This window comes from Chitinophaga sp., assembly GCF_017745275.1.
GTDB lineage: Bacteria > Bacteroidota > Bacteroidia > Chitinophagales > Chitinophagaceae > Chitinophaga.
In genome coordinates this window covers 503,603-520,975 of sequence record NZ_JAGHZS010000005.1, presented here as the reverse complement: position 1 = coordinate 520,975, position 17,373 = coordinate 503,603, and the positions used below count along the sequence as shown (strand labels likewise).

Annotated in this window: 2 protein-coding genes; both read right to left on the bottom strand. The window is 47.3% G+C overall.

The genetic code is table 11. The annotated features are described in order from the left end of the window. Positions 1-1,559: condensation domain-containing protein (locus J7623_RS17100; protein ID WP_291922534.1), on the bottom strand; the 1,559-nt coding region annotated here is incomplete at its 3' end. A gap of 18 nt (positions 1,560-1,577) precedes the next feature. Beyond that, entirely contained in the window at positions 1,578-17,303 is a 15,726-nt protein-coding gene (locus J7623_RS17095; protein ID WP_291922533.1) for a non-ribosomal peptide synthetase, read from the bottom strand. Positions 17,304-17,373: the final 70 nt, after the last annotated feature.

Genomic DNA, 17,373 nt, shown 5'->3' with positions numbered 1-17,373 from the left:
TGGAGGATGGTTTCTTCTGCCGCTGTCACCAGGCGGAGATCACCCAAAGTATTTGCTGTTCCGGCAAGCAGTTGTTGTAAGATATATTCAAAATGACCGGTAATTGATTTTACAAGCGCTCCATCTATCACGGCTTCTTTATAGATGAATTGTATGTTGATTACATCTCCCAACATGATCCTCAGTGATAAGGGATAATTACTGGTTTGCTCTATAATCTCTACGTCCTTTACTTCCAGTTGCCATTGTTTACTTTTGATCACTTCACTCACCGGGTAGTTCTGAAAAGTGATCATGGTATCAAAGAGATCACCTCCTATACCGGTCCATACCTGCATTTCACTCAGAGAGCTGTATTGGTATCCACGGCTTTGCACCTGATCTTCCTGTAACTGACGAAACCAGTCTGCCACAGGCTGTTCCGGTAAAACAGTGGTATATAAAGGCAGTGTATTGGTATACATACCTACCCTGGATTCCATATCGGGTAAATCATCTGGTCTTGTGGAAACCGTGATACCGTACACCACATCCTCCTTGCCGGTATATCCGTGTAGCAGGTAAGCCCAAATACCCTGCATGAAAGTATTTACCGTAATACGATGGGTACGACAATATTTGTCTATTTTTTTACTCAGCTGTTTGTCCAACGATAACAACTCCTGCCTGTAAAGCGCTACTCCTTTGGTTCTATCCACTCCTTCACGGATAAAGGGCAACAAACACGGCGTTGATAAGTCTTTCAGATAATTACGCCAGTATTGTTCTGCCGCGTGTTTATCATTGTCTGCCAGTACACGGATATAATCTTCATATTTATCTTCTGCTTTTCCCACCGGCGCTTTTCCCTGTGAAAACAGTTCATATATTTCCAGGAATTCTCCCATCAATATAGAGGTAGACCAGCCATCCAGGATCAGGTGATGAAATGTCCAGATAAGCTGGCATTTATCTGCTCCGAGGCGAACAAGGGTAAACCGCATCAAAGGCGCAGCCTTGAGATGAAAGCCCTGTATGCTATCTGCAGCGATGTATTTTTTCAGCAGGTCCTGTTGTTCTTCGGGCGAATTTTCACTATAATCCAATTTGACTAATGGTACAGCTACTTTTTTATAAACGCATTGCACCATTACATTAAATTCATCTTCATAGAAGCCACTCCGCAGGATACTATGTTGCTGTATCAGGTGCTGCCAGGTGGCTACAAAAAAAGATTCTTCCAGGCCATCCAGTTCGCAACTGAATTGTTCGATATAGGCGCCACCGGACGAGTCATACAGGCTATGAAACAGCAATCCTTCCTGTAAAGCGCTCAGACGGTAAACCGCCACAATACCTTCTCCCTTTATCACCGGCTGTAACTCTTCCTGTTCAGAAAGATATTGCATCAGATCACTCTTATTTAATTTTATATAGCGCACAATTTCTTCGTCAATGTTCACGGTAGCAACATCTCCGGCGGCCTGTTTCTTCGTTCTCTTTAAAACAAGTCTATCTTCCTCTACTGCTAAAAAAAGATTTAACTGACCCAGTTTTTGTATAAATTGTTTGATACCCATTTATATTTTTTTTAGCTATTAGAAACTCATAATATTATCTGCTTCCGGAGTGCTTCCATTTAAAAAGCGGTTTAGCTCCTCATAACTGACATCTTCAGAAAGACCATAATCAGCCGGAACTGCATAAGAAGTTTGCGCCTCTACTGCCTGCAGACAATGCGTGATCAATTCCTGTAATTGCCGGAGATACTGTTGCGCCAGCAATGTGATGGTAGATTTTGCGTAATGCTTTTCACTAAACCGCCAGGTAATCATGAGTCGCCCTCCCTGCACCATACTGTTTACGTCTATTAATATTCCCCTTACAACTGACAATGCAGCATCCCTGCCGCCGCTTTCATCGGCACCGGACAACCAGGCGCTTTTGGCTATCACATTATCCTGTTGACCGAGGTAATTAAATAAGATGTCCCATGGATCTTTTCCCTGTAATTTTTCTTCTTTGCTGATATATTTCAGCACGCCATATCCCAGTCCTTTCATGGGCACCTGCCGTAGTTGTTCTTTTATACTTAATAACTGATGGCGAATATCTGTGTGCGATACAGACAGGGTAACGGGATACATGGTGGTGAACCAGCCCACAGTACGGCTGATATCAATATCTTCCGATAAATGTTCCCGTCCGTGGCCTTCCAGTCCGATATTTACCACGGTGCGCTGCGTCCACCTGCTGATGCAGGTAGCCATGGCACAAAGCAGTATGTCATTCACTTCCGTCTGGTATATTTTAGGTACCTGTTGTAGTAAAGCGCTGGTATATTCTTCATCCAGTATTACATCAATACTTTGAAAATCGCCGGCTCTCGTTATGCCGGATTTGTCTTTTTTATCAACTGGCAGCGGTACGTACTGTGCAACGGCTTTTTCCCAATAAGCCTGTTGGGATAGCAGTGGTTGACTATGGCTATAATTCACTAAGGCCTGGTACCACTGCCGGTAGGAACTTGTTTTTATTTCCGGCCGGATGTGTTCCTGTTCCTGTAGTTTGCTCAGCCATAGTTCTATATCTTCCAGCAGGATACGCCATGAAACACCGTCGACTGCCAGGTGATGTACCACTAACAGCAGGCGGTTATTGTTATCTTCTGCCGGCATGCGTATCCATACTGCCTGGAATAATTTGCCAGTTGCAATGTTTACCCGCTGCTGGTATTCATTTGAATACTGATGAATCAATGCGGGAATTTCTGCGGTTGTTTTATTCCGGAGATCTATTTCCGTCAATTCCGGTAACAGGTCTTCATAGGTTTGCTCCCAGTGATGTTGCCCTGCATGTTTATAATTAAACCTTAGTGCATCATGTTGCGTTGCCAGCGCTGTTATTACTGCTGACAGCATAGTGCCATCAATCGCTTTGTCTATTGATAAAAACAGGTGTTGATTAAAATGTGAGATGTCTTCGTTGTCACCATTATGCTGAAAATACCATTGCTGTATGGGTAAAAGTCCTGCGGCGCCGCCGAGCATTCCCTGTTCACTCAGTGTTGCTGTTATCACTGTTTGTTGTGCCAGGAAATCAGACAATGCTGCAATGCTCTGATAGTTGAAAATATTTTTGGGTTGTAACAGCAGGTCCTGTCTTCTTGCACGGCTCACCAGTTGTATAGTAATGATGGAATCGCCCCCCAGTTCAAAGAAATTATCGTGAATACCTATCGGAGATACATTCAACAACTCTTCCCAGATGGCCACCAGTTTTGCTTCTGTTGGATTACGAGGGCCCTCATAGGTAGTGGTATCCGGCATTACTGTTTCCATGGCGGCTAATGCAGCCCTGTCTACTTTTCCGTTTACCGTTAATGGCATTACAGCCAATTCCCTGAGTTGGGCAGGCAGCATGTATTCCGGTAACTGTGTACGCAGATATGTATTTACTTCTTCCTTCGCATAATCTGCTGTTGGCACAACAAATCCCGCTAAACGATATCCTTTGCCGGCATCGCCTGCTACCACTACGGCTGCCTGTTGTATGCCCGGGCTGTTGCCCAGCACTACTTCTACCTCGCCGGGTTCTATGCGGTACCCCCGGATTTTCACCTGGTCATCCAGGCGACCCAGGTAGGATAAGTTACCTCCTGGTTCCAGTTGTGCCATGTCACCTGTACGATATAATAGTCCCGGGCCAAATGGATTCAGCATAAATCGCTGTTGTGTTTGTACCGGCTGATGGTGATATCCTGCAGAAAGACCGGCACCGCTAATGCAGAGTTCTCCGCGCACGCCAGCCGGACACAAACGACCAGCCTGGTTCAATACATATAGCTGCATATTCCGGATCGGGCGGCCAATCAATACGCCGCCGGGGCCGGTACCAATGTTGGCATCGTTGGTATTAAACCGGTAAATACTGCAACCTACCGTGGCTTCAGTAGGACCGTATTCATTAATAATCTCAATATCATAGTTGGCGAGTGCCTGGTAATGTGCCGGCTGCAGAGCTTCTCCTCCCACCACCAACCGTTTCGTCAGTAAAGGGGTTCTGCTGGTAAGTACCGGCGTGAATAACGGTAAATGTGCCGGAGTAAGTTTTATAAAATCATAAGGGCCCTCGGACAAGAACAGCGGATCGTCAAAAATGTCGAGGCCGGTGTTGCTGCCCATCACTACCCGGCGACCTGCCAGTAAAGGCGCGAACAGGGCGGTAACAGCTGCATCGAACGTATAGGACAGGTGTACGTAGCTGCCGCTACCTGGCCGGTCAATACTACCTGTATACTCGGCTATACTATGCGCAATATAGTTACTTAGGTTACGGTGCGTGATCTTTACCCCTTTGGGTTTACCCGTACTGCCGGAAGTGTAAATAATATAAGCCGCATCATCGGGTTGTGGCAAAGGTATTTCCTGTGTTGACAGCGTCGTTAAAGTGTCGATGCAAATGCAGTTATGCGAAGAGAAGAGGGAGATATAGTGACTGGTGGTCACTATTATAGCACTGCCACTATCGGTGATGATATATTCCCGGCGGCCGGCGGGAGTATCTGGTTCCAGTGGTACATAGCAGCCACCGGCCAGCAGGATACCCAATATACCAATCATCATATCGGCGCCGCGCTCCGTGCATAGCAACACCGTCATACCGGCACTTACTCCGTGGGACCGTAATGTAGTGGCCAGCCTACGGCTTCGCGATTCCAGTTCTCCATACGTCAGTGTGCCGGTTGCATGTACCAGTGCCGGAGCCTCCGGGTGGATGGCCACGCGGCGCAAGAACTGTTCCACTACCGTATCACCACATTCTACTGTTTGCACCTGTTGATTGAACGACCTCCATATCATCGCTTCTTCTGCGGCAGTAAGCAGGGAAAGATCTTTTATACTTCCTTGTGGGAGAGAAAGGATTTGCTGTAAAACATGAACAATATGCTGCAATACCTGTTGGGCATAGTAAGTCGCTACCAGGTCGGCATTATAATTACATTGTAAAGAAATCACAGCACCAGACCCTATCACCAGGCTTAATGGATAATTACTTTGCTCCTGTATATGTACGTTATCAATTTTCAATTGCCATTGCGGGCTCGTAGTCACCTCTGTCACCGGGTAATTCTGAAAAGTAATCATGGTATCAAATAAGTCACCCTTCACTGGCGTAAATCCCTGCAAAGCGCTGAGTGAATTATATTGAAAACGGCTGCCTCTCAGCATTTCTGCCTGTACCTCCGCTAACCAGGTGAGTATCGGCTGGTCTTCCACTATTTCCATATGGAAAGGAAGCGTATTAATGTATAGTCCTACTCTTTTTTCTACACCGGGTAAATCTTCCGGTCTGCCGGAAACAGTGACGCCATAAGTAATGCGGCTACTACCGGTATACTGGGATAATATATAACTCCATACCGCCTGCATTAATGTATTCACGGTGAGATGATGCCGGCTGCAGAAGGCTGTTACCTGCTCAGATTGTTCTTTGTCAAGCCATAACAGTTGCTCTTTATACTCTCCTATTCCTTTTGTACGTATAGCCGTATCCTTTATGAAGGGTAACAGGCAGCCTTCCGTTATATTTTCCAGATAGCCTTTCCAGTAAGATACAGATGCATCCTTGTCCTGTGCAGCAATGTAACGGATATAATCTTCGTAGCGGTCTTCCGTTAACACAGGTACAGCGGCGCCGGCTAACACCCGTTCATATATTTGCAAAAATGCTTCCATCAGCACAGGGGTAGACCAACCATCCAGGATCAGGTGATGGAATGTCCAGATCATTTCATGGCGCGACTCGTCCAAACGGATCAATGCAAACCGCATCAACGGCGCCTGTTGAAAATCGAATCCGGCTTCCCGGTCGGCCTGCAGGTAAGCGGTTATCAGTAACTGCTGTTCTGCTTCAGACTTACCACGATAGTCCAGATGTTGCAAGGGCAACGTACATTGGTGATATACGGCCAGGACAGGAATATCAAATACATCTGCATAAAAACTGCTACGTAAAATACTATGCTGACGTAATAAATATTCCCAACTGCGGATAAAGGCAGTTTCATCTAAACCACCTACTTCACAACGAAATTGTTCTACATAGGCACCGCCGCTTTCATCATATAATCCATGGAATAATAACCCCTCCTGTAAAGGGCTTAACCGGTAAACACCTGATAACAATTTTCTTCTTGCCACAGCTCCTTCCATACCGGACAAAAAGCTATTTAGCGCTTCGTAACTCACATCACCAGACAGGCCATAATCTGAAGGAATTGCGTAGGTAATATCATTGTTGCCTTGTTCGCGGCAATGAGCGATCAGCTCATGCAAACAGGTAAAATAAGCGGTTGCTAATGCTGCTATTTCTGATTCGCTGAAATGAGCGCGGCTATAGCTCCAGTTCATTTGCAGGCTGCCACCGGAGACAATACTGTTAACAGCTATCAGAGTATTGTTATAAATGCCATCGTTCACTGGCTGTCCACCGTTTTCTGTGGCACCACTGATCCAGCCACTTTTTTGGAGGACATTGTCGCTCTGACCCAGGTAATTAAATACCAGGTCCCACGGATCTTTGCCGGATAAACCGGCAGCACCGTGGATGTATTTTAATACGCCATAACCGATTCCTTTTCCTGGAATCCGGCGTAATTGTTCTTTAATGCTTAACAGGTTGTCGCGGGTATTATCGTGATTGGCTTCCAGCATCACCGGGTACATGGTGGTAAACCAGCCCACGGTACGACTTAGGTCTATTCCCGGCAAAGCTTCGCGGCCATGGCCCTCCAGCCCTATATGGACGCGGGAATGCCTCGTCCAGGATGTCAGGCTGCGGCACAAAGCGTACAGCAATATATCGTTTACTTCCGTTTGATAAACGCGGTGAACTTCCTGTAATAAATACCTGGTTTGTGTGGCTGGAAAATGAACAACCTGTTCGGCCATATCTGCACGACGCACCATTATTATTTCTTCTTCCTTTACTCCGCGTAATGGCTGATAACCGGCGCTGATACGTTCCCAGTAAGGAAGTTGAGAACTGAAGCTATATGTTGATAAAGCCTGGTGCCACTCCCTGTAAGAACTTGTTTTAGTGGGTGATTCATATGCCTGGCCTGCTTGTAAGGCCGTTAGCATTGCATCCAGGTCTTCCAACAGGATACGCCAGGATACACCGTCTACTGCCAGGTGATGGATGATCAGCAATAGCCGGTGATGTTCTTCTGCCGCAGGCGTTAATAGCAATACCATCCGGAAAATGGGGCCAGCGGCGATGTCCAGGCTTTCCTGGTATTGCTGGCTATGATGGGTAATGGCTTCATTCAATGAGGCCACCTCTACATGCTGCAAATCTGCTGTTACAAAAGCATCGCTGCCACCAACGTAAGATTGTTCCCATTCACCCGTGGGCATTTGGTGATAGCGGAACCCAAGCGCATCATGGCGGACAGCTAATAATTCCGTCACCCGATGCAAGGTATCCGTACTCACAGATTTGGCTATACGCAGTAATACACTTTGATTAAAGTGTGAAATATGTTCATTTTTTCCGTTATTGGTGAAATACCATTGTTGCACCGGCAACAATCCGCTATTACCACTTAAAGTGCCCTGTTCTCCCTGTAATTCTTCTTTATCCCGGTTTGCAATATACACTGACAATGCAGCAATATCCTGGTAGCTGAATACGTCTGCTACCTCAAAGTAGTGACCAAAGCGCCGGGCGCGGCTGACCAACTGAATGGTGATAATAGAATCTCCGCCCAACTCAAAGAAATTATCGTGGATGCCTACCGGCGATACGTCCAGCAATTCTTCCCAGATCTTTACCAGTACTACTTCCAGTTCGTTGCGGGCGCCTTCATATGTTTTGCTGACCGGTGCGTCGGCGGCTATCGCAGCCAACGCAGACCGGTCTACTTTTCCATTCATTGTTAACGGCAACATGGCTATCTCCGTGATTTGTGCCGGCAACATATATTCCGGCAACTGTGTACGCAGATATTGGTCAACTACTTCTTTCCTATAATGCGCATCTTTTACAATAAACCCGGATAAACGGAATCCTTTTCCTGTATCGCCTGTTACCACTACCGCCGCTTGTTGTACGCCAGGGCTGCTACCCAGCACTACTTCCACCTCGCCAGGTTCTATACGGTAACCGCGGATTTTCACCTGGTCATCCACCCGGCCCAGGTAGGATAAATTACCGGATGATTCCAGTTGTGCTATATCTCCTGTACGGTATAATAACCCGGAGCCGAAAGGGTTGGTGATGAATTTATTTTGTGTTTGTTCCGGTTGATGATGATATCCTTCAGAAAGGCCCGCACCGCTGATACAGAGTTCTCCAGGTATTCCTACAGGACATATATTGCCATCCTGGTCCAGCACGTATAGTTGCGTGTTGCGGATAGGGTGACCTATCCATATGCCACCCGGACCAGTACCAATGTGAGGATCATTGGTATTAAAGCGATAAATACTGCAACCTACGGTAGCTTCTGTAGGGCCGTATTCATTTACGATCTCTATGTCATAACCTGTCAATGCCTCGTAATGAGCCGGCTGCAAGGCTTCTCCACCGAGTACCAAACGTTTCGTTAGCAGCGTTTCAGCGCTGGTGAGTACTGGTATCAGTAAAGGCAGATGAGCCGGGGTGAGTTTTATAAAGTCGTATGGAGCAGCGGATAAAAACAAAGGATCTTCAAAAACAGTCAGTCCCATATTGCTGCCCATCACTATCGGGCGCCCCGCCAGTAACGGTGCAAACAAGGCGGTTACCGCCGCATCGAAGCTATAGGACAAGTGTACGAAACTGCCACTGCCTGCACGGTATTCATTATTACTTGCTCCACTGCCAATATATTCAGCAATGCTATGCGCTATATAATTCTGCAGATTACTATGGGTGATCTTCACCCCTTTTGGCTTACCGGTACTGCCGGATGTGTAAATGATATATGCGGCATCGCTGGATTGTGGTAGCCGTATTGCGGCTGCAGGCAGTGGCGTTAAAGTATCCACGAAAATGCAACTGCGGTATGGAAATAAAGATTCATAGTTGCTTGTGGTCACTATTACTTCAGCACCACTATCTGTGATAATATATTCCTGGCGGCCGGCAGGAGCATCCGGTTCCAGCGGCACATAAGCGCCGCCTGCCAGCAGAATACCCAGTATACCGGTGAGCATATCAGCGCCACGGCTTGTACATAGCAGCACCGGCATACCGGCACTTACGCCATGAGCCAGCAACGTATCAGCCAGGGCACGACTACGCAATGCCAGTTCACCATAAGTTAATGTACCACCTGCATATACCAGCGCAATTGCATCCGGATGCATCGCTACCCGGCGAAGAAATACATCTATGACGGTATCGTTGTCTGTTAGAAACAGAGCGGCTATATTACCATTATTACTGCTGCAGGAAACATTACTACAGGAAATATTATTACATACACCCTGTTTGCAGAAGGTGTCATTAAAAGACCGCTGCAATTGCTCATCCAATTCGGTCAGGATAGCCAACTTACCTATCTGCTGCCCTGCACCTGTGACTATACTTTCCAGCAAACGTTCATAGTGACGCACAAAACGTTGCATCATCGCTTCGCTGTACAGATCGCTGCGATAAACTATATCCAGCATTAAATAGCCGTCTGCCTCGCGCACGTTGAAGTTAATATCGAACTGCGCGCCACTCACCAGGTGCGTCAATGGCGAAACCGTTAAACCTTCCAGTGCAAGTTCTGCTCCTCCCTCATTATTCTGCATTGTAAACAGGATCTCATATAATGGGTTGCTGCCGCGGTCCCGCTGTACACCTAAAGTTTCTACGATCTTTTCAAAAGGAATATCCGGGTAATCATAAGCTGCCAGGCAGGTTTCACGCACCTGCCGTAACAGCTCCGTAAATGATTGTTCACCATTCAGATGACTACGCAATACCAGCGTATTGATAAAGAAACCAATCAATCCTTCCAGTTCCTGGTAACGACGTCCTGCAGAAGATGTACCGATAGCAATATCCCGGATACCACTATAGCGGTACAGGAGCACTTTAAAAGCGCTCAACAGCAACATGTACATGGTACTGTCCTCCTGCTGGCTTAATTGCGTCAGTGAAGCGGATAACTGGTTGCTTAGGCGATAACTCAGCGCCGCACCCTCCCGGTTGCCGGATGCTTTCCGCTCGTCTCCTGCCAAACGGAAAGGTACCAGCCCCGATAACTGTTTTTTCCAGTAGTCTAACCCGGCAGTGTAATGTGCCGTTTGCAAATAGTCCCGTTGCCACCATGCATAATCTGCATATTGCAGGGGCAGGGCGGGGAGTGTAGCAGGCGTACTGCTGTAAAAAGCCGCCAGTTCTGCAGTTAATACCGGTATAGACCAGCCATCGCTGCAGATATGGTGTAATACACCGGCGAGCATATATTCCCTAGGGGACACCTTCAGCAAACATACCCGCAGCGGATAATCGGAAGACAAATCAAAAGGCCGGCGGATAAAAGCCGACAAGTACTCCGCTGTAGATGCCGGCAGATCTGCCAGGTATTCCAGGTGCCAACCCGATGAGGAAGGTAACACCTGTTGATAACCTTGTCCGTCCCGGTTATCAATCACCGTGCGTAATACCTCATGCCGATCGATGATCTGCCGGAGTGCATTTTCCAGCAGGGAAACAGATAGTTCACCCGCTAAACGGAAAACAAAGGGCATATGATAAGCAGTGCTGCCCTGCAATTGATCCAGGAACCATAAACGTTCCTGGGAAAAAGATAAAGGAATCATCCTGCCTTCGCGTGGATAGGCATGTAAGGTAAGTGCTGATGCAGTATGTGCATCCGATAGTATAGCGCCCAGTTTGGCAATGCTGGTATAAAGAAAAATATCTCTTACTACCAACTCCCTGTCTAATTCTTTTCTTACGGCTGCTACTACACGCATGGCCAGTAGTGAATGGCCGCCCAGTTCAAAGAAATTATCATGGATGCCTACCGGAGATACATTCAGCAATGTTTCCCAGATGGCCACCAGTTTTTCTTCCGTTGGATTACGCGGACCTTCATATACCGATACATCCGGTGTAAACGTTACCATAGCGGCTAATGCGGGCCGGTCTACTTTCCCATTCACCGTCAACGGCATAACTTTTATTTCCGTAAGCCGGGCGGGTAGCATATACTCCGGCAACTGCATACGCAGGTATTGCACTACTGCTTCTTTGTTATAATCATTTTCTTTTACAACAAATCCGGATAAACGGAATCCATTCTCTGCATCCCCTACCACCACTACTGCAGCCTGTTGTACACCAGGGCTGCTACTCAGCACGACTTCCACTTCGCCTGGTTCTATCCGGTAGCCACGGATCTTTACCTGGTCGTCCAGCCTGCCCAGATAGGATAAATTACCATCTGATTCCAGTTGCGCTATATCTCCCGTACGATATAATAACCCGGAACCAAATGGATTGGTGATGAATTTCTGTTGTGTTTGTCCGGGTTGATGATGATACCCTGCAGAAAGACCTGCGCCGCTGATACAGAGTTCTCCGCGCACTCCTGCGGGGCATTTGTTTCCATCCCGGTCCACTACATACAGTTGCATGTTACGGATCGGACGACCAATCAATACACCACCAGGACCCGTACCAACATGGGGGTCGTTGGTATGAAAACGATAAATGCTGCAGCCCACTGTAGCTTCTGTAGGACCATATTCATTAATGATTACTATGTCATGATGAGTCAGTGCCTCATAATGTGCCGGCTGCAGGGCTTCGCCTCCAAGTACCAAACATTTCGTCACCAAAGGAGCACCGCTGTTAAGCACCGGTATGAGTAAAGGCAAATGAGCCGGTGTAAGTTTTATAAAGTCGTATGGAGCGGCAGATAAAAACAACGGATCTTCAAAAACAGTCAGCCCTGTATAGCTGCCCATCACTATCGGTCGACCTGCCAATAGAGGTGCAAATAAAGCAGTGACAGCGGCATCGAAAGTATAGGACAAATGCACGTAACTACCACTGCCTGTCCTGTTATTTTTGTCTACGCTTTCTATATATTCAGAAATGCTATGTTCAATATAATTGCTCAGGTTATGATGTGTGACCTTCACCCCTTTAGGTTTACCTGTGCTGCCGGAAGTGTAAATAATATAGGCAGCGTCACCGGGTTGTGGCAAAGGTATTTCCATGGCTGAAGGCCGCGTCAAAGTATCTACGCAGATGCAGGTACCGGAAGTGAATAATGATGCATAGCGGCTGGTGGTTACTATTATTTCACTGCCACTGTCAGTGATCATGTATTCCCGGCGTGCAGCGGGAGCATCTGCTTCCATTGGCACATAAGCGCCACCGGCCAACAGGATACCCAGTATGCCTGTCATCATATCGGCGCCGCGATCGGCGCAGAGCAGTACCGGTATGCCAGCGCTTACACCATGGCACCGCAATGTATCGGCCAGTGTACGGCTACGCAATGCCAACTCACCGTAAGTCAGCGTACCACTTGCATGTACCAGCGCAGTCGCATCCGGGTGCATCGCCACGCGGTGCAAAAACAGGTCGATGACCGTACCATTATTCGGAAATAAATGAGGGGCGTTAAAAGCAGTATTATTGAAAGAGATATGTAGTTGTTCATCCGCAGCTGTCAGCATCGGCAACTGTGCAATATGCTGATTGGCATCTGCTATAATACTTTCCAGTAAGCGCGTATAATGACTCATAAACCGTTGCATATGCGAGGCTGCATATATACGGCTGTTATAAGTCAGGTTAATATGTAATCCTTCTTCTGAAGTAGTAGCATTAATAACAATATCATATTTCGCGGTAATACTTTCCTGCCCTTCCATACTCACTTCCAGGCCATCTATTGCCGGGATATTCCTTACCGGATTATTCTGTACATTAAATAATATCTGGAATACTGGATGTCTGCTCAGGTCCCTTTCTCCTCCCAATACTTCTACTATTTTTTCAAATGGAATTTCCTGGTGCTTATAGGCATCCAATGCCGTTTGTTTGACGGATGCCAGCAATGAAGAGAAGCGATCCCGGCCATCTATCTTACTTCTCATCACAAGGGTATTAACAAAGAACCCGACCAGCGGCTCTGTTTCCTGGTGATACCTGCCGGCGACAGGGCAGCCCACATAAATATCGGACATGCCGGTATAGCGGTACAACAATGCTTTAAAGGCACTTAAAAGCGTCATGAACAGTGTAACGCCTTCTGCCTGCGAAAACGCCTGTAAGGCGGCAGACAACGATGCGGAGAGTAAAAGATTTACTTCAGCACCCCTGATATCTGCTATGGCAGGACGGCCATAATCCGGCTGCAATTCAAACGGCTGCAATGACTTTAACTGCTCCCGCCAGTAGGCCAGCTTGCCGGATAATACGTCCGTATTGAAATAACTTCTTTGCCAGGCAGCATAGTCGGCATACTGTATGGACAAAGGCGGCAGCTCAAAAGCTGTTTTCCCTGAGCGACTGTTATACAGCCGTGCCAGTTCCTGCATCATGATCCCCATAGACCAGGCATCTGATACAATATGATGCATGACTATCACCAACATATGTTCTGCCGGTGCTATCCGGATGGCAGTCACCCTTAGTAAATAATCAGCAGATAAATCAAATGGTTGGTCAATAAGTGTTTGTATATAACCTGGTAAGTCAGTACTGCTTCCAGGTGTAATAAATTCAATTTCCCATGCGTGTGTATCTTTTAATACCTGGTAGCCTACCCCATCTTTTTCCCCGATAACCGAGCATAATATTTCATGTCGCTGCACAATGGTTTTAAAGGCAAATCTGAGCGCTTCAGTATCCAGCAAGCCTTTCAAACGGAATACCTGTGAGATGTGGTACTGCGTACTTCCCTGTAAGCGGTCAATGAACCATAAGCGTTCCTGGGAAAAAGAAAGCGGTGCAATGTTACCTGCAGCTTTCGGGATAATAGTAAATCCCTGATCTACCGGCTCCGGTGCGCTGATTTGCGATGACAACTGGCTAATACTTGGATAGTCAAATATTTCTTTGATATCTATTTCAATATTCAATGCTTTCCTGACAGCGGAAATTACCCGGATGGCCAATAAAGAATGGCCGCCGAGTTTGAAAAAATCGTCATGGATACTTACCGGGGACACTTCCAGCAATTCTTCCCAGATGGCTACCAGTTTTGCTTCCGTGGGATTGCGCGCTCCTTCATAGATAGCTGTATCCGGCATAGCAGTGGCCTGGGCCGCCAATGCAGCCCGGTCTATTTTACCGTTCATTGTTAACGGCATCAGGGCTATTTCCGTAAGCCTGGCGGGCAGCATATATTCCGGTAAATGTATCCGCAGGTATTGCATTACTGCGTCTTCCCGGTAATCTCCTTCTTTTACAACAAACCCAACTAAGCGGAATCCTTTAGCGGCATCACCTATAACCACCACCGCTGCCTGTTGTACGCCAGGGCCGCCACCGAGTATCGATTCCACTTCACCCGGTTCTATGCGGTAACCGCGGATCTTCACCTGGTCGTCGAGCCTGCCCAGGTAAGCTAAATTGCCGTCTGGCTCAAGTTGCGCCATATCCCCGGTACGATATAACAGCCCATTTCCAAAGGGATGCGGGATAAATTTTTGTTTTGTTTGTCCGGGTTGATGGTGATATCCCGTACTCAAACCAGTACCGCTGATACATAATTCGCCCCGCACACCTACCGGGCATATATTACTATCCTGGTCCAGCACGTACAATTGCATATTCCGGATCGGATGACCAATCAATACGCCACCCGGGCCGGCACCAATATGCTGGTCACTGGTATTAAAACGATAAATACTGCAGCCCACAGTGGCTTCCGTAGGACCGTATTCATTAATAATCTCTATGTCATAATCCTTCAGCGCCTCGTAATGAGCGGGTAGCAAAGCTTCTCCACCCAGTACCAAACGTTTCGTCAGCAAGGGAGTTCTGCTGGTAAGCACCGGCGTCAGTAAAGGTAAGTGCGCCGGGGTGAGTTTTATAAAGTCATAAGGAGCTGCTGATAAAAACAACGGATCTTCAAAAACATCCAATCCGCTGTTACTCCCCATCACCACCCGGCGACCAGCCAACAGAGGCGCAAACAAGGCGGTTACAGCAGCATCAAAAGTATAGGACAGGTGTACATAGCTGCCACTACCCTCTCCGCTGCCTATATATTCCGCTATGCTATGCTCTATATAATTACGCAGGTTACTATGCGTGATCTTCACTCCTTTGGGTTTGCCGGTACTGCCTGAAGTATAAATAATATAGGCAGCATCTTCCGGTTGAGGCAACCGCATGGCTGGCGCCGACACCGGCCGCAACGTATCTATGCAGATACAGGTGCGGTATGGAAATAACGATACATAATTACTCGAAGTCACAATTACTTCACTATCGCTATCGGTGATAATGTATTCCAGCCGGCCAACAGGAGCATCCGGTTCCAGCGGCACATAAGCGCCGCCAGCCATCAGAATACCCAGTATACCAGTCATCATATCGGCACCACGCGCTATGCATAGCAGCACCGGTGTACCTGCACTCACACCATAGGACTGCAGTGTATTAGCCAGCATACGGCTGCGTGTTGCCAGTTCAGCATAAGTGAGCGTGCCGCCTGCATATACCAGCGCCGGAGCATCCGGTTCCATGGCTACCCGTCGCAGAAACCCGTCGACAACGGTTTCTTTATCCATTAAGAACTGTATCGTGTTGCAGGATGTATTATTAAAAGAAATTTGCAATGCTTCATCCGCTGTTGTCAGCATCGATAACTGGCTTATCCGCTGCCCCCCATTTGCTACAATACTTTCCAGCAAACGTTCATAATGACTTACCAAACGTAACATCAGTGCTTCGCTGTATAGCTCACTACGATAAATGACATCAAGCAGTAAATGCCCGTCGCCCTCCCGCACGTTGAAGTTAATATCGAACTGCGCACCGTTTACCATCTGCGATAATGGCGCAACAGTTAGCCCTTCCAGTGCAAGCTCCGCTCCTCCTTCATTATTCTGCATCGTAAACAGGATCTCATACAATGGATTACTGCCCCGATCCCGCTGTACCCCTGAATGTTCTACAATTTTTTCAAAGGGAACATCCTGGTGATCATAAGCCGCCAGTGTAGTTTTACGCACCTGTTGTAACAGCTCCGTGAATGATTGCTCTCCACGGAGATGACTACGCAATACCAGCGTATTAATAAAGAAACCTATCAAGCCTTCCAGTTCCTGGTGGCGGCGGCCTGCGGAGGAAGTGCCGATAGCAATATCATGAATACCACTATAACGATACAGGAGGACTTTAAAAGCCGTCAACAGCAACATATACATAGTGCTGCCTTCCCGTTGGCTCAATTGCGTTAACGCCACTGACAAAGTGCTGCTTAACTGATGGGTTACTACCGCTCCTCCCCGGCTGCCGGCTCCCATCACCTGGTCACCTGTTAAACGGAAAGGCACCAACCCGGATAGCTGTTTCTTCCAGTACTCCAGCCCGCTGGTATAATGCGCAGTTTGCAGATAGTCACGTTGCCACAATGCGTAATCTGCGTACTGTAGCGGCAGCGCCGGCAACGCAGCAGGTTCACTGCTGTAAAGGGCTGTCAGTTCCGCTGTTAATAAGGGTACAGACCAGCCATCGCTGCAGATATGATGCAACACACCGGCAAGAATATATGTTGTAGCCGAAACTTTCAGCAAACATACCCTTAGCGGGTACTCTGCCGACAAGTCAAAAGGCCGGTGAATAAAAGCTGACAGGTAGTCGCCTGTGGATACCGGCAGATCTGCCAGGTATTCCATTTGCCAGCCTGCTGATGGCAACAGGCGCTGATAACCTTGTCCTTCCCGTTCCTCAATCACCGTCCGTAATACCTCATGCCGATCTATGATCTGCCGAAGCGACTGCTCCAGCAGGGAAACAGACAGTGTTCCTTCAATGCGGAACACAAAAGGCATATGATAAGCAATGCTTCCCTGCAACTGATCCAGGAACCATAAGCGTTCTTGTGAAAAAGATAAGGGAACGGGCACACCGTTCGTTCTCTTAAAAGCAATTAAGGGACGATCATCTGCATCATGATATTCTTTCCGTCTGTCATCGTTCAAAAAACTGATGATAAACTCCTTATTGTCTTTTATTGCTGTTAACAGTTCAGGGCTGATCTTTTTATCCTGGGGTACACTTACCTGCAGGCCTCCTTCATTCAGCATAATATGAATGCCATCCTTTTTTGCCGTGTGCAGCAAATCGATCACTTTATTAAGCATATTACTTAAAGTATTAACACTGTAAACGCCAGTATAATGTTGACATTCCCGCGAGGGAAAATGGGAAATA